Here is a 17,684-nt window from a genome sequence, read left to right on the forward strand (position 1 = left end):
CTATCGTTGGCCATAGTTGCGGTCGACCCACTCACGGTAGGCGCCGCTCTGCACATGCGCGACCCAGTCCTGGTGATCGAGGTACCACGCGATGGTCTTGCGGATGCCCGATTCGAACGTCTCGACGGGCCGCCAGCCGAGTTCGCGTTCGATCTTGCGCGCGTCGATCGCGTAGCGCCGGTCGTGTCCGGGCCGGTCGGCGACGTAGGTGATGAGCCGCGCATGCGGGCCGGCGGGGTCGGGGCGCAGCTCGTCGAGCAGCGTGCACACCGTATGCACGATGTCGAGGTTCGGCTTCTCGTTCCAGCCGCCGACGTTGTAAGTCTCGCCTGCGCGCCCGCGCGCGAGCACTTCGCGGATCGCCGCGCAATGGTCGCCGACGTACAGCCAGTCGCGCACGTTCTGCCCGTCGCCATAGACCGGCAGCGGCTTGCCGGCGAGCGCATTGGCGATCATCAGCGGGATCAGCTTCTCGGGGAACTGGTACGGGCCGTAGTTGTTCGAGCAGTTCGTCGTCACCACCGGCAGGCCGTAGGTGTGATGCCAGGCCCGCACGAGGTGGTCGGAAGCGGCCTTGCTCGCGGAATACGGGCTGTTCGGCTCGAAGCCTTTCGTCTCGGTGAACGCCGGGTCGGCGGGGCCGAGCGAGCCGTACACCTCGTCGGTCGACACATGCAGGAAGCGGAATCCCGCTTTCGCGTCGCCGTCGAGCCCGGACCAGTACGCGCGCGCCGCCTCGAGCAGCGTGAAGGTGCCTTCGACGTTGGTGCGGACGAACGCCGCCGGCCCGTGGATCGAGCGGTCGACGTGGCTCTCGGCGGCGAAATGCACGATCGCGCGCGGGTGATGTTCGGCCAGCAGGCGGTCGAGCAGCGCGCGGTCGCAGATGTCGCCGTGGACGAACACGTGGCGCGCATCGCCCGTCAGCGAAGCGAGGTTCTCGCGGTTGCCGGCGTAGGTCAGGGCATCGAGATTGACGACCGGTTCGCCGGTCTGGCCCAGCCAGTCGAGCACGAAGTTGGCACCGATGAAGCCGGCGCCGCCGGTTACCAGAATCATGGAACTCCCCTATGGACGGAATCGTCGTCCGCGCGGCAGCGTAGAATGCCGGGCCCGCGAACGATCAGGAGGCCGAATTGTATCCTGCCGACAAGCGGCACGCGCCGCGCCGGCCGCCAAAGCACCGCAATCCGGCATTCCGCCGATGACGAGCGCATTGTTGCGCGTGCTCGGCGCGCTGTTCCTCGGCGGCTGGCTCGCCACCGCCCACCCCTCCCACGCTTCCGCGCTGCCGGAGCCGGTCGCACAGGCCCTCGCTGCCGCGCACATTCCGCAATCGGCCGTCGCGCTGTGGGTGCAGGCCGTCGACGACGGCGAACCGCAACTGCGCGTAAACGCCGAGCGGCCGATGAATCCGGCGTCCGTGATGAAGCTCGTCACCGCGTTCGCCGCGTTCGAGCGCTTCGGCCCGGCGCACGTGTGGACGACTCGCGTCGCGGCGACCGGGACCATCCGCGCCGGCGTGCTCGAAGGCGACCTCTACCTGATCGGCGGCGCGGACCCGCTGCTGAGCGTCGAGCGGCTGTGGACGCTGCTGCGCAAGATCCGCGCGCTCGGCATCGAGACAATCCGCGGCGATCTCGTGCTCGACGGCTCGGCGCTGCGGCTGCCGCAGCACGACCCGGCGGCGTTCGACGATCGCGCGCTGCGCCCGTACAACAGCGGCGCCCACGGCCTGCTGGTGAATTTCAACACGCTGAATTTGACGCTGCTGCCCGCAGGCAGGCCGGGCGAGCGGGTCACGGTCGCGGCCAGCCCGCCGCTGAAAGGGCTCGACATCGACAACCGCATCGTCATCGCAGCGGGCGAGTGCGGGGTGTGGTACCGCGACCTCGACGCGTTGCTCGAAGCCGCGCCGGGCGGTCCGCGCCTGGTGCTGCTCGGCAGCCTGCCGGCGAGCTGCGGCCAGCGCGACTGGGCGACGGCGCCGCTGCCGCCGGAACGCTTCGGCGTCGCCGCCGTCGCCGCGCTGTGGGCGGAACTCGGCGGCAAGCTCGAAGGCGTCGCGAGGCCGGGCACAGTGCCCAGTGATGCCGCGCCGCTGCTGACCGGCAGCTCGCCGCCGCTCGCGGACGTCGTGCGCGAGATGAACAAATGGTCGAGCAACGTGATCGCGCGCCAGCTGCTCGCCACCCTCGGCGCCACCGACGCGACATCGCCCGACATGGTCGCCGGCGGCGCGGCGCTCACGCGGGCGCTGCTCGACGCGGCGGGCATCAGCACGGCCGGGCTGTTCGTCGAGAACGGCTCCGGCCTGTCGCGCAGCGAGAGCGTCAGCGCCCGAACCCTCGGCGAAATCCTGCTCACTGCGTGGCGGCGACCGTACATGCCGGAATTCATCGCCGCGCTGCCGGTCGCCGGCCTCGACGGCACCGCGCGCGGCCGGCTCCACGACAGCCCGGCGCGCGGCCAGGCGCATATCAAGACCGGCTCGATCAACGGCGTACGCGCGATGGCCGGCTACGTGCTGGACCGCAACGGCCGCCGCCATGTCGTCGCGATGCTGGCCAACGATGTCGCGGCGGGCAGCAGCCAGGCGGCGCAGGACGCGCTGCTCGAATGGGTGTGGGACGCGCGCTGAGCCTCGCCTCCCTGCCGCCGCCTCGCGCTGTCACCCCGGCGGCATCGGCATCATGCCGCGATGCAGGAGGCTCCACCACCCGCGCGCGACGCGGTAGACGACCCACAGGCCGGCGCCGGCGACGAGCGCCAGCGCGAGCGGGATGCCGATGATCGTGAACGCCAGCAGCAGGCCCGCGACGATCCACAGCGCCGCGAACCAGAACGTGCGGATCTGCCAGCGAAAATGGCTTTCCAGCCAGGTGCCGCGGACTGCGCCGCGCTTGAGATAGTTCAGCACCACGGCGACGATCGACGGCACGCTGGCAACGAAGCTGCCGATGATCGTCGCGCTGCCGACGACTCCGGTGACCACCGCGAACGCGTGCAGCGCGTAGATCAAGTGCGTCAGCGTGACGAGGTTGCCGAGATCGGCGCTGCGCACCGGGCCGCCGTCGGACGAATACTGGGTCATGCGGAACTCCTTTGCTGTTGAAGCGCATCGAGGATGCGACTGCGGACGGTGCGGTCCGTTCGCGCAGGCGCCCGATTTGTCCGCTACAGGCCGAGCTCGCCCCACATCGCGTCGACGCGCACCTTCACCGCGTCGTCCATGACGATCGGCCGGCCCCATTCGCGCGTCGTCTCGCCGGGCCACTTGTTCGTCGCATCGAGCCCCATCTTGCTGCCGAGGCTCGCGACCGGGCTCGCGAAGTCGAGGTAGTCGATCGGCGTGTTATCGACGAGCACCGTGTCGCGGCTCGCGTCGACGCGCGTCGTCAGCGCCCAGATCACTTCCTTCCAGTCGCGGATCGCGACGTCGTCATCGACGACGATGATGAACTTCGTATACATGAACTGCCGCAGGAAGCTCCAGATGCCGAACATCACGCGCTTCGCGTGGCCCGGGTACTGCTTCCGGATGCTGACCACTGCGAGCCGGTACGAGCAGCCTTCCGGCGGCAGGTAGAAATCGACGATCTCCGGATACTGTTTCTGCAACAGCGGCACGAACACTTCGTTGAGCGCGAGCCCGAGCATCGCCGGCTCGTCGGGCGGCTTGCCGGTGTAGGTCGAATGGTAGATCGGGTCCCTGCGCATCGTGATGCGTTCGATCGTGAACACCGGGAACTCCGAGACCTCGTTGTAATAGCCGGTGTGGTCGCCGTACGGCCCTTCGGCCGCGGTGTCGCCGGGGTGGATCACGCCTTCGAGCACGATCTCGGCCGACGCCGGCACCTGCAGGTCGGAGCCGAGGCATTTGACCAGTTCGGTCTTCGCGCCGCGCAACAGCCCGGCGAACTGGTATTCCGACAGCGAATCCGGCACCGGCGTCACCGCGCCGAGGATCGTCGCCGGGTCGCAGCCGAGCACGACCGCGACCGGGAACGCTTCGCCCGGATGCGCCTGTTGATGATCGCGAAAATCCAGCGCGCCGCCGCGATGCGCGAGCCAGCGCATGATCACCCGATCGCGGCCCAGCACCTGTTGGCGGTAGATGCCGAGGTTCTGCCGCTTCTTGCCCGGCCCGCGTGTCACGACAAGGCCCCACGTGATCAGCGGCGCGACGTCGCCGGGCCAGCAATGCTGGATCGGCAGCCGCGCCAGATCGACCTCCGCGCCTTCCCACACCACTTCCTGGCAGGGCGCCGAACGCACCTCCTTCGGCGCCATGTTCAGCACCTGGCGGAACACCGGCAGCTTCTCCCACGCGTCCCGGAATCCTTTCGGCGGCTCGGGCTCCTTGAGGAACGCGAGCAGCCTGCCGACTTCACGCAGCGGCGTCTGCCAGTCGCCGTCCGCGAGTTCCTCGCCCATGCCGAGCGCAACGCGCTGCGGCGTGCCGAAGAGATTCGCGAGCACCGGGATCGCCTGCGCCACCCCGCGCGTCACCGGCTGCTCGAACAGCAGCGCCGGCCCCCCGGCACGCAAGACGCGGTCGGCGATCTCGGTCATCTCGAGATGCGTGTCGACAGCAACGGCAATGCGCTTGAGTTCGCCGCGCTCTTCGAGCTGGGCGATGAAGTCGCGAAGGTCGTGGTATTTCATACGGTTTTTTTACTCGCCAGTGCGCGTTTCGAGCACGAAATGCCATCGCGATTCCGCCGTTTCAGTGCCCACTGTTGTCGGCGTGGTTGTCGAGTCGATCAAGAATGCCGAGCGCCTGGCGGACATCGCCCTGTGCGGCGAGCGCACGAAAGCGGTTTTCCGTGTCCCACGCGGCGAGCGCCTGCGCGCTCATTTCCTCGACGAGCTTGTTCACACTCAATCCTCGGCTGCGCGCCAGCGACTTCAGCCGCTCCGCCGTGTCATCGGGCAGCCGGATCGTCAATGTACTCATCGCAATACCTCCAAGCATTCGGCCGGCGTCATTACCCGCAACCCGCCCCACTTCAATTCACCTCGCCCGACATCCCGGATGTTGTGTGTCACGACAGCCGTCGCACCGCCCGCGAGAGCCAGCTCGATGAGATGGTTATCTGCCTCGTCAGGCAGATTGGGGCGCCAGCCGTAATACACCGTCACCCAACGTCCTACCCGGGCCAATGCGGCGAGCACCTGACGGCGCTCTTCGGGCGTCGTCGCGTCCGTCCACACCGGCCTGCCCAGCAGATCCTCGTATTCCAGCCACAGCGCATTACCAAACAACGGCTGACAAACCCCTCTCAGCGCAAGCCGAAGCACTTCACGCGAAGCGCCGCGCTCGGAGCGCATCGCAGCAACGAATACGTTGGTATCGATTACGATCGGGATCATGAGTGATAGCGTATACGCCATCATCGAGAAGCGCAATTCGCTTCCGTCGCCACGGCGCATTCATAGAAAAACCCCGCCTTCTTCCGAAGAGCGGGGTTTGAACAAGCGGGATGCGGGACTCGTTTAATTACGTGATCAAACCCTGATGTACTCTAAGGATTAACTGTCAGAGTGAAGGCCCTGCTTGCTGTCGAAGCACCCCGGACAACGGTCACATCCACCACGAAGGTACCCGCTTGTTCCGGCTTCCCAGAAATACCGCCGGCAGCGCTCATCGTCAGGCCCATGTCATTAGCCTGAATCACACCACCTTTAAAGAACTTCACGCTCCATGTGGTGGACTGACCTTCCTCACCGCCGGTTGCAGAAAACACGTGGACATAGTCTTGACTCACTTTCCCTGCAGTTATGTCATTGGCCCCATCGATCGTCAACTCAGCCGGCGGCTCGGGCGCGGGTTCTGGCTCGGGCTCTGGTTCGGGCTGAATCAGGATCGTATAAACGGCCTCCACCTCCTGCGCAGGGATCCCGGAATCTTTGACCCGCACGGCAAAACTGAAAGATCCTGCCTCCAATGGCATCCCCGTGATCACCCCATAAGGCTGCAAGGTTAAGCCAGACGGCAGATTGCTGCCGGGAGCTTTCGACCACTCGAAAGGCGGAATCCCTCCCGATGCATTCAGAATTACAGGCGAATAGTGAGTGCTCTGCTCAGCCTCCGGCAACGCCCCTGCTCCACTTATGGCTAAAGCCGCCTGCCCCACCGATTCAACCACCGAAATCTTTCTCATATTCGAGGTCAATTGGCTGATGCCATTATCCACGTTATTGTCGAGGCGGTCGGTCACCACTTCGACCAGCACATCGCCAATCGCCGCACCGCTAATCAGGCTGAACTGTGCTTGACCGTTGATCGAGCGCGCCCTCACCCAAGTATTGTCTCCACCCGTACCGCGCAGTTTGGCGTCGTCGTCTGCTGCACTACCCGTCGGAACGATACGTGCATAAAGATTGTTCACTCCGATCGCCGGATCTGGAACCCGCTGACCCACATCATCGAGAAGCTGTGCCTGAAGCAGCAACTGGGCAGGGCCGTTCGTGTTCTGCGCGAACAGGAAATTCGGCGCGCTCGTATTGATCACGATCTGCGACGCCTTGCCGGTCGCCTGGCCAACCGCCACCTGGAATTGCTCGCGGATATAGGAGATCGGAGTGCCGGCAAAGCGGGCGCCGATTTCGATCTTGTCGTCGTTGCAGGTGACGGTGGCGGTGTTCGGGTTCGGCACCGCGACTTCGATCGTCACGGTTCCGGCCTTGTTGGTCGAAGTCAGCAGCACGTTCCAGTTTCCGGACGACGAGCTGGTGAAAAACGTCGTGCTGCCACTCGTGGCGCCGGCGAGCAGCGGTGGAACCAGGAAGCCAGAAGCTGCGCCGCTGATGATGTTGAATTCGGCCGACCAGCAGTTGCCGCCCTCGGTGCCGCCGCCCGGCACGAAGCTGCCGCGAAGATTGATCGTCGAAGTGTAGGGGCTGCCGATCGCGGCGGCATCGCCTGCGATGTTCAGCGGCAGGGAAGTACGGTCCGCCGAGAATGTCAGCTTCAGCGTCTCTGCCGGATTGGGTATGAGAGGTGAATTGCCGCCGCCGTCGCTACCGCCTCCGCCACCCCCGCCGCCACATGCCACCAGCAGCGACGCCGTGACGCCGAGCGCCAGGCCCCTGAATATCCCTTTTGCCATTGAACGCACTGAACCCCCTTCGAGAAATTGCCAGCGGCCGACCTGTAACGAATCGTGAATCGGCCGGAATTGGACCGCATATTACCCACATTTGCAACCGCGATGGCGGCGGCATCATGGCATGCGCGGGCGATGCAGAACCGGGGGCGGGGATTCAGCGGTGGCGGTTGATGGCGTCCCGCGTGTCGAGGGCGGCGCGGCGGGCGGCGGCGGCGAAGTCGTGGTCCGCGCCGGCGTACAGGATCGCGCGCGACGAGTTGATCATCAGCCCGCTGCCGTCCGCGCTGCGCCCGGCCTGCACCGTCGCGGCGATGTCGCCGCCCTGCGCGCCGATGCCGGGCACCAGCAGCGGCATGTCACCGACGAGTTCGCGCACGCGCGCGATCTCGGCCGGGAAGGTCGCGCCGACGACCAGGCTGCAGTTGCCGCTGGCATTCCACTCGTCGGCAACCAGGCGGGCGACGCGCTCGAAGAGGCGCTCGCCGCCGCCGACGTCGAGGAACTGCAGGTCGCTGCCGCCGGGGTTCGACGTGCGGCACAGCAGGATCACGCCCTTGTCGGCGTAGTCGAGATAGGGCTCGACCGAGTCGCGGCCCATGTACGGATTGACCGTGATCGCGTCGGCGCCGAAGCGCTCGAACGCTTCGACGGCGTACTGCCCGGCGGTGCTGCCGATGTCGCCGCGCTTCGCGTCGAGGATCACCGGGGTGTCGGGATGACGGGCGTGGATGTGCGCGATCAGCGCTTCGAGCTGGTCCTCGGCGCGCTGCGCGGCGAAGTACGCGATCTGCGGCTTGAAGCAGCAGACGAGATCGGCGGTCGCATCGACGATCGCGCTGCAGAAGCGGAATATGGCGTCCGGTTGCCCGTGCAGGTGCGCGGGGAAACGCGTCGGGTCGGGGTCGAGGCCGACGCACAGCAGGCTGTTGCGCGTGCGCCAGGCGGCCCGGAGGGCGGTCATGAAATGCATGGAAGCGTCCAGAATGGTCCGGGCCGAATGATAAGCCGGCCGGCGGCTAGGGCGCACGACCGGCTTATCGATGCGCTGCGCGGCGAAAGACGCTGGGTGCCGCGCAACGCGGCCCCCATCTGGCGCCCGATCCGGCCCGATCAGGTTTCGATCTTCAGGATTTTCTTCGCTTTCTCGAGGGTATCGAGCGCTTCCTGGTGCTTGCCGGCCTTGTGCAGCGTTTCGCCTTCGGCGCGCAGCTGCTTCACTTCGGTCATTTGTTCGGCAGTGAGCATCGGGTTTTTCGCGAGTGCCTCGTCGATCTTTTTCATCTCGGCGGGACAGTGGAACGCGAATGCGCTGCCGGACAGCGCCATCGCCAGCAGGCCCGCAATCAGGCTCTTTTTCATCATGGTCTCCTTGGGGATCCGCGCGGTTTTCCGCGCCGTCATTCGACCGTGTGATCGCGGTCGGTTCACCCTAGTTCAGGCCGCGGGAAACGCAACGTAGTCGATGACGAGGGCGACGAACAGCGCCGCGCCGACCCAGTTGTTGTGCAGGAAAGCCCTGAAGCAGCGCGCACGGTCGCGGTGGCGGATCAGCGTGTAGTGGTAGATCGCGATCGCCGCTGCGACCGCGATCCCGCCGAAGAACCACGGCCCGCGCCCCGCCGCGACGCCGACGGCGGCGATCAGACCGAACGCGACCGTGTAGCACAGCATCACCGCGGCGACGTCGAAGCGGCCGAACGTGATCGCGGAAGTCTTGATGCCGATCTTCAGGTCATCGGGACGGTCGACCATCGCGTATTCGGTGTCGTACGCGATCGCCCAGAAGATGTTCGCGAGCAGCAGCAGCCACGCGAGCGCCGGCACTTCGCCCTGCACCGCGGCGAACCCCATCGGGATGCCGAAACCGAACGCGATGCCCAGGTAGGCTTGCGGGATCGCGAGGAAACGCTTCGTGTAGGGGTAGCTCACGGCGAGAAACAGCGCCGGCAGCGACAGCCACCGCACCAGCGGATCGAGCGGCAGGATCAGCACGAAGGACACCAGCGACAGCGCGGCGGCGAGCAGCAGCGCCTCGCGGATCGTCACCGCGCCGGTCGCCAGCGGCCGCGTCCGCGTGCGCTCGACGTGGCCGTCGAAGTCGCGGTCGGCGTAGTCGTTGATGACGCAGCCGGCCGAGCGCATCAGCGCCGTGCCGAGGACGAAGATCGCGACCACGTGCAGCGGCGGAAACCCGTCGGCGGCGAGCCACAACGCCCACAGCGTCGGCCACATCAGCAGCAGGATGCCGATCGGCTTGTCGAGACGCATCAGCCGCAGGTACAGCGGCAACCGGCCGGACAGCGTGGCGGGGGCAATCATCATGTCGGCAACTCCAGAATCGTGGGCAGGAACACTTCGCTGACCAGCAGCGTGCGGCCGCGCAGGCCGAACAGCGACCGGCGCGCCCACAGCGCGGGCGGCAGGCGGCGCGGCGCGACGGCGGCCGAAGCGCGATGATAGCGCGCGTCCCGGCGATCGAGACAGCTGCAGGCCAACGGCTGGCGGCGGATGCGCGGGTCGGCGAACAGCGCGGCGCCGAGCGGACGGGAGCCGAGCCCCTGGAACAGGATCCATGCTCCGCGCACGTTGTGCCGCGGCAGGATGCTGCGCGCGAACACTACCGGGACGCCGTCGGCGGCGAGCAACACTTCGCGCAGCCACGCGAGTTCGCCGCGGCGCAGCCCGAGCAGCGCGGCCTCGTCCGGGTGCGGGACGGCGAGGCGCTGGGCGAGCACCTCGACCGAAAACAGGCTGCAGCGACTGCGGATGCGCGCGGTCAGCGAACCTGGATCGGTGAGCCAGGGGCGCAGCTGCGGGAGCACCCGGGCGCGCGGCGGGCGTTCGAGCCAGGTTTCGGGGTGAGGTCGGATGCGCATGGAAAAGGACGCCGGCAGGACGCCGCGGGGCCACGCATGATACCGGGAACGGCAGGCCGGCCCAATCGCGGGACGTCGCGGGACGTCGCGGGACGTCGCGGGACGTCGCGGGACTTGGCGGCGGCGGCGGGACAGGGCGGGCGGCTGGCACCTCAGGCCCGCAGCAGCCCCTCGCGGCCGCCAAGCCAGCGCTCCATCACGCGCGCGGCTGTCTGCGGCGCTTCATCGAGCAGATGTTCGGCGAGCGAGCGTGCCGGCCCGAGCAGCTCCGCGTCGCGTTCGAGGTCGGCGTAGCGCAGCAGCGGCGTGCCGCTCTGGCGGGCACCGACGAATTCGCCCGGGCCGCGGATGTGCAGATCCTCGCGTGCGATCGCGAAGCCGTCGCTGTGTTCATAGATCACCTTCAGGCGCGCACGGCCGTTTTCCGACAGCGGCTGCGCGAACAGCAGGATGCACACGGACTCGGCGGTGCCGCGCCCGACGCGGCCGCGCAGCTGGTGCAGCTGCGCGAGACCGAAGCGCTCGGCGTGCTCGATGACCATCAGGCTCGCGTTCGGCACATCGACGCCGACTTCGATGACCGTCGTCGCGACCAGCAGATGCAGCTCGCCCGCAGCGAACGCGGCCATCGTCGCTGATTTTTCTTCGCCCTTGAGGCGCCCATGGACGAGGCCGATTCTCAGCTCCGGCAGCGCGGCGGTGAGGGTGTCGAACGTCTCGAGCGCGGTCTTCAGCTGCAGCGCCTCCGACTCCTCGATCAGCGGACACACCCAGTACGCCTGGCGCCCGGCCAGACACGCGTCGCGCACGCGGGCGACGACCTGGTCGCGGCGCAGGTCGGACACGAGCTTGGTGAGGATCGGCGTGCGCCCCGGCGGCAGCTCGTCGAGCACGGTGACGTCGAGATCGGCGTAGTAGCTCATCGCCAGCGTGCGCGGAATCGGCGTTGCCGACATCATCAGCATGTGCGGATGGCTGCCGCCCGCGCCCTTGTCGCGCAGCGCGAGGCGCTGGCGCACGCCGAAGCGGTGCTGCTCGTCGACGATCGCGAGGCCGAGCCGCGGCAGCAGCACCGGGTCCTCGATCAGCGCGTGGGTGCCGACCGCAAGCAGCACTTTGCCGCTCGCAAGACGCGCGAGCTCGGCGTCGCGTTCGCGCCTCCGGCGGCCGCCCGACAGCCACGCGATGTCGACGCCGAGCGGTTCGAGCCACGCGGCGAGTTTTTTCCAGTGCTGTTCGGCGAGGATCTCGGTGGGCGCCATCAGCACCGCCTGGAACCCGTTTTCGGCGGCCTGCAGCATCGCCAGCGCGGCGACGATCGTCTTGCCGCTGCCGACGTCGCCCTGCAGCAGGCGCTGCATCGGGTGTGGCACGGCGAGGTCGTGCGCGATCGCGGCGACCGCGCGGGCCTGCGCGCCGGTGAGACGGAACGGCAGCCGGGCGAGCAGCGCATCGCAGAGACGACCGGTGGCCTGCAGGGCCGGCGCGCGATGCGTGCGGCGGGCGTTGTACGCGCGGCGCAGCGACAGCTGCTGGACCAGCAGTTCCTCGAACTTGATGCGCCGCCACGCCGGGTGGTCGCGATCTTCGAGCGCGGCCGCGTCGACGTCCGGCGGCGGGTGGTGCAGCGTGCGCACCGCGTCGGCGAAGCCGGGCAGCCCGAGCCCGGCGAGCACCGCCTCGGGCAGGTACTCGTCGAGCGGGACGGCGTGCAGCGCGCGGGCGACGAGCTTGCGCAGCGCCGACTGCGCGAGCCCGGCGGTGGTCGGGTAAATCGGCGTCAGCGCCTGCGGCAGCGGCTCGCCGTCATCGACGGCATGCAGCCGCGGGTGCACCATCTCGTCGCCGAAGAAACCGCCGCGCACTTCACCGAACAGGCGCACGCGGCGGCCGGCGGCGATCTGCTTCTGCTGCGACGGGTAGAAATTGAGCCAGCGCGCGACGAGCATGCCGGACGCATCGCGAACGCGGGCGATGAGCTGGCGGCGCGGCCGCAGCACGATCTCGCTCGATACGACCTCGCCTTCGATCTGCACCGCGGTGCCGCCTCGCGCCGCAGCGATCGGCGTCACCCGGGTCTCGTCCTCGTAGCGCAGCGGCAGGTGCAACACCAGGTCCTGCGGCCGGCGCAGATCGAGCCTTGCGAGCCGGCCGGCCAGTTGCGGACCGACGCCGGCCCATCCGGCCAGCGCCGGTCGCGTTGCGGCATCAGGAGGCGACGGACCTTCGTGGATCAGCCAAGCACCAGTATCGCGTCGGCCTCGACGAGCGCGCCTTTCGGCAATTCCTTCACGCCGACCGCGGCCCGGGCCGGGTACGGTTCGGCGAAGTAGCGCGCCATCACTTCGTTCACCTTGGCGAAGTTCGCGAGGTCGGTGAGGTAGATCGTCAGCCGCGTCGCGTCGGCGAGCGAGCCGCCGGCCGCTTCGGCGACCGCCTTGAGGTTCTCGAACACGCGCACGGTCTGCGCTTCGAAGCCCTCGACCATCTGCATCGTCGCCGGGTCGAGGCCGATCTGGCCAGAGCAGTAGACGGTGCTGCCGGTCTTGACGGCCTGCGAATAGGTGCCGATCGCTGCGGGGGCGTTGGGGGTCGAAACGATGCTGCGGCTCATGGGCGGAATCCTTGAGTGGTGGGTGCCGGGCGACTCACAATGAGGCGATTGTAAGCCAGGTCGGCCGGAGGCCACATCATGAGCAGCTCGCAGCTTTCACGGATGCTTCCGCTCCTGCGCGAGGGCGCGCACCAGCGCAGCTTCGGCAACCGTGATGCCGCAGCGTTCGGCGATCGCCTCGACATCGAGTCCGCGTCGCGCAAACACCAGCGCCTCGTCATACTCAGGCGATGCGCCCGCTTTGGCGACGCCGCCGTCGAACTGCTCCTGCTGCGCCTGCTGCACCTGCAGCCGGGCCGTCAGGCTGGCGACCTCCCGGCGCTGCTCGGCGAGTTCGGCGCGCAACTGGGCGACGTCCCGGCGCAGCTGCTGCACCTCCAGCTCGACCTGGAAACCGTCGCGCCGCGACGACGGCGGCGGCCGCTCGAAGACGAATACCTCCTCATCGCCCGACGCACCGTCGGCTGAAGCCGGATGGCGCCGGGCGCCACGTGGACGGCGCAAGCGGCTGCGCAGCGCCTGGTACAGCCGGATCGCGACGTAGACGGCCAGCAGCGCGGCTGCGGACCACAGGATTTCGCTAATACCCATCGCGGACTACCTCGCCGCCCGTGCAGACGGCCGACGGCGCTCCGGCATGACGCGGGCGGGCGGCGGGGAACATGACGCGTGGATTGTCGCGGATAATACCCGCCTCATCCCCCTGCAACGACGCAACTGCTGACTCATATGACTTTCGACCTCGCTCTGATGCTGCTCTTCTGGCTGAAGAAACTCGTTTCGGCCTTCATGCTGCCGCCGCTCGCCCCGCTGCTGCTCATCGCACTCGGCCTGCTGCTCGTCCAGCGCTGGCGCCGCGCCGGACTGGCGCTCGCGTGGACGGGGCTCGCCGTAGCGCTGCTGCTCGTCTTGCCCGTCACCGTCGGCTGGATGCTCGACGGGCTGGAGACCGATCCGCCCCTGACGGCGACACCCGCCCGCCGCGCCGAGGCGATCGTCATCATCGGCGGCGGCAAGCGGCGCCACGCACCCGAATACGGCGGAGAGACCGTGAACCGGCTGACGCTCGAACGGCTGCGCTACGGCGCGCGCCTCGCGCACGGACTGCGCCTGCCGGTGCTCGTCAGCGGCGGAGCGGCGACCGGCGAGCGCCCGGAAGGCGAGCTGATGAAAGCCGCGCTCGAGACGGACTTCGGCATTATCCCGCGCTGGGTCGAGGCGAGCTCGCTCGACACCGGGCAGAACGCGGAATTTTCCGCGCCGCTGCTGAAAGCGGCCGGCGTGCGGCGTGTCCTGCTCGTCACGCACGCCGCGCACATGCGACGCGCCCGCGCCGAGTTCGAGGCCCGCGGCATCGAGGTGATCGCCGCGCCGACCGCCTGGCTCGGCAAGCACGACGCGAACGACCAGGTGCTGAGCGCGCTGCCGAGCGCGACCTCGGCCTATGCCGGCTGGTACGCGGCGCACGAATGGCTGGGGCTGCTCGCGCTGCGCCTGTCGCGCTGAACGCCACGCAGGGGATCGTGGCGTTCCCGCGGCAACTTCGGCAAGCCCGATCCCGCAAAGGCGGCTGCCAGCCGGGCCCGCAGCTCGCGAATCCGCAGGACGCGTCGGCGCTGTTCTACCCGGCGAGCGTTGTCGTCAGGCCGCCCTGCCCCGCGCGAGCGCGCTCGCGATCTCGGCGACATGGCGGCCCTGGAACTTCGCCATCTCGAGTTCGAGCTGGCTGGGCATGCGGCTGCCGTCGCCGCCGGCGATCGTCGCCGCACCATACGGCGAGCCGCCCAGGATCTCGTCCATCCCCATCTGCCGCTTCTCGCTGTAAGGCAGGCCGACGAGGACCATGCCCTGGTGCAGCAGCGTAATGTGCGTCGACAGGACCGTGCTCTCCTGCCCGCCATGCTGCGTCGCGGTGCTGGTGAATACGCTGCCGACCTTGCCGATCAAGCTCCCCTTCATCCACAACCCGCCCGTCTGGTCGAGGAAGTTGCGCATCTGCGCGCACATGTTGCCGAAGCGCGTCGGCGTGCCGAAGATGATCGCATCGGCCTCGGGCAGCTGCCCGGTCGTCGCCACCGGTACGTGCGCGAAGGCCTGCTGCGCCGCCTTCGCCCCGGACTTCTCGAGCACTTCGTCGGGCACCAGTTCCGGGACGCGAAACAGGCCGACTTCGGCACCGGCGACGCTGCGCGCGCCTTCCGCGACCGCTTCCGCCATGCGGAAAATGTGGCCGTACATGCTGTAGAAAATGATCTGGACTTTCATGTCGCAGCTCCGTGGGTGAAGGACAGAATGGCAGGGCACCGCTGCCGTTAGGCCAGCCTAGTCAACGGATCCGCCGCGTTCAACCGCGGCAATGGCGGGCCGCAAGCATGCCGCCGAGGTTTCAGTCTGCGGATCGCGCGAACCACACGCGGGCAGCGTGGGTCTCCTCAAGGACTGGCCGGGACGCGCGAACGAGCGTCCCGGCCGTGCCCGCCGTAGCGCCGGGCCCCGCGCCCGTATCGCCGTATTGGCCCGTATCGCCGCATCGTTATCTCACGTCGAGGAGAGCAGATGAACCCGAATGCATCGACATCCCCGCAGGACCCGCTGCCCGTCGAGACCGTCGTCGTGCCGCACGCGAGTGATCTGGGCGGCGGCTTCAAGGTGATGCGCGCGCTGCCGTCCGTGCAGCGGCGCATGGTCGGGCCTTTCGTGTTTCTCGACCAGATGGGGCCGGTGGAGCTTGCCGCGGGCAGCGGCCTCGACGTCCGGCCGCATCCGCACATCGGCCTCGCGACGGTGACCTATCTGTTCGACGGCGAAATCCTGCACCGCGACAGCCTCGGCAGCGTGCAGCCGATCCGGCCCGGCGAGCTGAACTGGATGACTGCGGGACGCGGCATCGTGCATTCCGAGCGCACGCCGCCCGAACTGCGCCCGTCCGGCCCGCGCCTCGCCGGACTGCAGGCGTGGGTCGCGCTGCCGGCGCGCGACGAGGAGAGCGAACCCGCGTTCGCGCACCACGGCGCGGCGGAACTGCCGGTCATCGACGCGCCCGGCCTGAGCGTCCGGCTGATCGCCGGCGAGGCTTTCGGCGCGCGCTCGCCGGTCGCGACGTGCTCGCCGCTGTTCTACGCCGACGTCACACTCGCCCCGCCGGCGCGCCTGCAGGTGCCGAGCGAGCATGTCGAGCGGGCCGCGTACATCGTCGCGGGTTCCATCGCCATCGACGGTGTGGCGTATTCGGCAGGCCAGCTGCTGGTCCTGCGGCGCGGCGCCGAAGTCGTCATCACGGCGTCGTCGGCGACGCGGCTGATGCTGCTCTGCGGCGAACCGCTCGACGGGCCGCGTCACGTGTGGTGGAACTTCGTCTCGAGTTCGCGCGAGCGCATTGAGCAGGCGAAGGCCGACTGGCGCGCCGGCCGCTTCGCGCCGGTGCCGGGCGAGACCGAATTCATCCCGCTGCCGGACAACCACCCGCCCCCGGTCCGGTATCCCTGAGGCCGGCACGGGCACCCCTCTCATCGGGCAAACCCTCGCGGAACGAGCACTCAGTCTGCTAGCTGACGCTGGCCGCCCTACATTCTTCGTCGCGTGATCGGCCTTTGCTCAAGGATGCGGTCGCGGGTTTCGGGGCAGGCTGACGAGCGGCGGGATCGCGCTTGAATGGCGAGAACGGTTGCCTATGTTGAATCATCGACCTGAAGTAGCCGCTTTCCTTGCGACGGCCGCGTCAGGACATTGAGCGACGAAGCTGGAGAAGGCAATGGCGACAAGACATGCAGCAGGATGGGCGGCATTCGTCAGTATGCTCGGCTTGGCGCCCAGCGATACGTTTGCGGCCGACGCTGCGGCCGCCGGGCTGAGCGACGCCGACACGCGTGCCGTCTTCAAGGCGGCCGGAGCGGTGCCACGCAAAGGGGGCTGGGTGATATGCACGGACGACCCCAACGCGTCCGACGCCATGATCGACAGCGTCCGCGATCTGAACGGCGACGGGCTTCCCGAGGTGGTGCTGACGGAAGGCGGCACCTATTGCTACGGCCACGCGGGAACGGGCTTCCAGCTATTGAGCAAGCAGCCCGGCGGCGGATGGAAGGTGATGGCGAAAGACAGTGGCATCCCCGAGTTTCTGAAGACCCACGGAGCGAATGGCTGGCCCGACCTTTCCGTCGGCGGCCCGGGCTTCTGCTTTCCGGTGCTGCGCTGGAACGGCAAACAATACACTCATCATCGCTTCGAATATGAAGGCAAGCGCTGCAAACCGCCGCGTTAGCGACGGCCAGCCACCCAGCCGCGTCAGGCCTTGCCGGCCGCCCCGCGATCACTCGGACTGAACGGCAGGTCTCGATTCCCTCGAACTCACCCTTTCGGCCCAAACAGCCGGTCCCGGCCAACACACGCGAACGCTCGGTCGCGGCGATGGGGGCCGGGCCGGCATCGGGAGCGTCAGCCGCGCCGAGCCGCTTCGATCGCAGCAATGTCAATCTTTCTCATCCCCATCATGGCTTCGAACGCGCGCTTGGCCGCCGCTGGATCAGGATCGGCGATCGCGTCCGTCAGGGCGCGTGGCGTGATCTGCCACGACAGTCCCCACTTGTCCTTGCACCAGCCGCATGCGCTTTCCTGCCCGCCGTTTCCGACAATCGCGCTCCACAAGCGGTCCGTTTCAGCCTGGTCGTCGGTTGCAACCTGGAACGAGAAAGCCTCGTTGTGTTGGAACGCCGGGCCCCCGTTCAGGCCGAGACAAGGGATGCCCATCACCGTGAACTCGACCGTCAAGACATCGCCCTGCTTGCCCGCGGGATAGTCGCCCGGCGCACGATGGACAGCTCCCACCGCGCTGTCCGGGAACGTCTCGGCGTAGAACTTCGCGGCGTCCAACGCGGTGCCGTCGTACCACAGACATATCGTGTTCTTGCTGACCATCATCTTCGTCCTCCTGAATTGGGAGAGATACGCGCATTCAAGCCGCGCAGGCAGCCACTACTTCAGCAACTTGCGTACCTTGGGGGGCGCGCGCATTGCTCAATAACCGATGAAGAGAGTAATACCGGCCATCTGCGGCCGTTGGTCATTGATGCCCGATAGCAG

General features: G+C 68.0%; 19 protein-coding genes. 4 read left to right on the forward strand and 15 right to left on the reverse strand.

Features of this window, described 5'->3' with window-relative positions; translation table 11 throughout:
• The gene (gene rfbB, locus pbN1_RS07250) at positions 1-1,059 is read right to left on the reverse strand and encodes a dTDP-glucose 4,6-dehydratase (protein ID WP_169201806.1); all 1,059 of its coding nucleotides are present in this window, start codon (positions 1,057-1,059) and stop codon (positions 1-3) included.
• 145 nt (positions 1,060-1,204) lie between these two features.
• On the opposite strand from rfbB, the gene dacB reads away from it, so the two are divergent.
• Positions 1,205-2,641 carry a D-alanyl-D-alanine carboxypeptidase/D-alanyl-D-alanine endopeptidase gene (gene dacB / locus pbN1_RS07255; protein WP_169201807.1) on the forward strand — a complete coding sequence of 479 codons (1,437 nt, stop codon included), beginning with the start codon at positions 1,205-1,207 and terminating at the stop codon, positions 2,639-2,641.
• A 30-nt stretch (positions 2,642-2,671) separates the two neighbouring features.
• Here the strand turns inward: dacB and pbN1_RS07260 are convergent, their stop codons facing one another.
• The 12 genes from pbN1_RS07260 to pbN1_RS07315 form a co-directional block, all read right to left on the reverse strand.
• The gene (locus tag pbN1_RS07260) at positions 2,672-3,094 is read right to left on the reverse strand and encodes a DUF4870 family protein (protein ID WP_169201808.1); all 423 of its coding nucleotides are present in this window, start codon (positions 3,092-3,094) and stop codon (positions 2,672-2,674) included.
• Between the two features lie 83 nt (positions 3,095-3,177).
• Positions 3,178-4,668 carry a 4-hydroxy-3-polyprenylbenzoate decarboxylase gene (gene ubiD / locus pbN1_RS07265; RefSeq protein WP_169201809.1) on the reverse strand — a complete coding sequence of 497 codons (1,491 nt, stop codon included), beginning with the start codon at positions 4,666-4,668 and terminating at the stop codon, positions 3,178-3,180.
• A gap of 61 nt (positions 4,669-4,729) precedes the next feature.
• Positions 4,730-4,960 carry a ribbon-helix-helix protein, CopG family gene (locus pbN1_RS07270; protein ID WP_169201810.1) on the reverse strand — a complete coding sequence of 77 codons (231 nt, stop codon included), beginning with the start codon at positions 4,958-4,960 and terminating at the stop codon, positions 4,730-4,732.
• Complete coding sequence (locus tag pbN1_RS07275; RefSeq protein WP_169201811.1) at positions 4,957-5,376, reverse strand: PIN domain-containing protein; 420 nt, start codon at positions 5,374-5,376, stop codon at positions 4,957-4,959. The genes pbN1_RS07270 and pbN1_RS07275 overlap by 4 nt, the downstream gene beginning before the upstream one ends.
• A gap of 152 nt (positions 5,377-5,528) precedes the next feature.
• Positions 5,529-7,115: a putative Ig domain-containing protein gene (locus pbN1_RS07280; RefSeq protein ID WP_169201812.1), complete on the reverse strand. Its 1,587-nt coding sequence runs from the start codon at positions 7,113-7,115 to the stop codon at positions 5,529-5,531.
• Positions 7,116-7,269: 154 nt separating this feature from the next.
• Positions 7,270-8,085 (reverse strand): orotidine-5'-phosphate decarboxylase, encoded by an 816-nt coding sequence (pyrF, locus tag pbN1_RS07285; protein WP_169201813.1) that lies wholly within the window; start codon positions 8,083-8,085, stop codon positions 7,270-7,272.
• Between the two features lie 140 nt (positions 8,086-8,225).
• A complete protein-coding gene (locus pbN1_RS07290) occupies positions 8,226-8,474 on the reverse strand; it encodes a hypothetical protein (RefSeq protein WP_244857193.1) in 249 nt (82 codons plus the stop codon).
• 75 nt (positions 8,475-8,549) lie between these two features.
• Entirely contained in the window at positions 8,550-9,437 is an 888-nt protein-coding gene (ubiA, locus tag pbN1_RS07295) for a 4-hydroxybenzoate octaprenyltransferase (protein ID WP_210147690.1), read from the reverse strand.
• The gene (locus pbN1_RS07300; RefSeq protein ID WP_169201815.1) at positions 9,434-9,991 is read right to left on the reverse strand and encodes a chorismate--pyruvate lyase family protein; all 558 of its coding nucleotides are present in this window, start codon (positions 9,989-9,991) and stop codon (positions 9,434-9,436) included. Before pbN1_RS07300 ends, ubiA begins: the two co-directional genes overlap by 4 nt.
• A 152-nt stretch (positions 9,992-10,143) precedes the next feature.
• Positions 10,144-12,180, reverse strand: a complete 2,037-nt coding sequence (gene recG / locus pbN1_RS07305) for an ATP-dependent DNA helicase RecG (RefSeq protein WP_210147740.1) — start codon at positions 12,178-12,180, stop codon at positions 10,144-10,146.
• A 44-nt stretch (positions 12,181-12,224) separates the two neighbouring features.
• On the reverse strand, positions 12,225-12,605 hold the full coding sequence (locus pbN1_RS07310; RefSeq protein ID WP_169201816.1) for a RidA family protein: 381 nt from the start codon (positions 12,603-12,605) through the stop codon (positions 12,225-12,227).
• A 96-nt stretch (positions 12,606-12,701) separates the two neighbouring features.
• Complete coding sequence (locus pbN1_RS07315) at positions 12,702-13,196, reverse strand: DUF2802 domain-containing protein (protein WP_169201817.1); 495 nt, start codon at positions 13,194-13,196, stop codon at positions 12,702-12,704.
• A gap of 138 nt (positions 13,197-13,334) precedes the next feature.
• Here pbN1_RS07315 and pbN1_RS07320 point away from each other — a divergent pair, with 138 nt between their 5' ends.
• On the forward strand, positions 13,335-14,111 hold the full coding sequence (locus tag pbN1_RS07320) for a YdcF family protein (RefSeq protein ID WP_169201818.1): 777 nt from the start codon (positions 13,335-13,337) through the stop codon (positions 14,109-14,111).
• Positions 14,112-14,246: 135 nt separating this feature from the next.
• Here the strand turns inward: pbN1_RS07320 and wrbA are convergent, their stop codons facing one another.
• On the reverse strand, positions 14,247-14,870 hold the full coding sequence (gene wrbA / locus pbN1_RS07325; protein ID WP_169201819.1) for an NAD(P)H:quinone oxidoreductase: 624 nt from the start codon (positions 14,868-14,870) through the stop codon (positions 14,247-14,249).
• 291 nt (positions 14,871-15,161) lie between these two features.
• Between wrbA and pbN1_RS07330 the strand changes: the two genes are divergently transcribed.
• Positions 15,162-16,091 (forward strand): pirin family protein, encoded by a 930-nt coding sequence (locus tag pbN1_RS07330; protein WP_169201820.1) that lies wholly within the window; start codon positions 15,162-15,164, stop codon positions 16,089-16,091.
• 265 nt (positions 16,092-16,356) lie between these two features.
• Positions 16,357-16,866 (forward strand): hypothetical protein, encoded by a 510-nt coding sequence (locus tag pbN1_RS07335; RefSeq protein WP_210147691.1) that lies wholly within the window; start codon positions 16,357-16,359, stop codon positions 16,864-16,866.
• Positions 16,867-17,039: 173 nt separating this feature from the next.
• Here pbN1_RS07335 and pbN1_RS07340 read toward each other — a convergent pair whose 3' ends face one another.
• A complete protein-coding gene (locus pbN1_RS07340; RefSeq protein WP_169201857.1) occupies positions 17,040-17,519 on the reverse strand; it encodes a VOC family protein in 480 nt (159 codons plus the stop codon).
• Between the last annotated feature and the right edge of the window lie 165 nt (positions 17,520-17,684).

The organism is Aromatoleum bremense (assembly GCF_017894365.1).
Lineage (GTDB): Bacteria > Pseudomonadota > Gammaproteobacteria > Burkholderiales > Rhodocyclaceae > Aromatoleum > Aromatoleum bremense.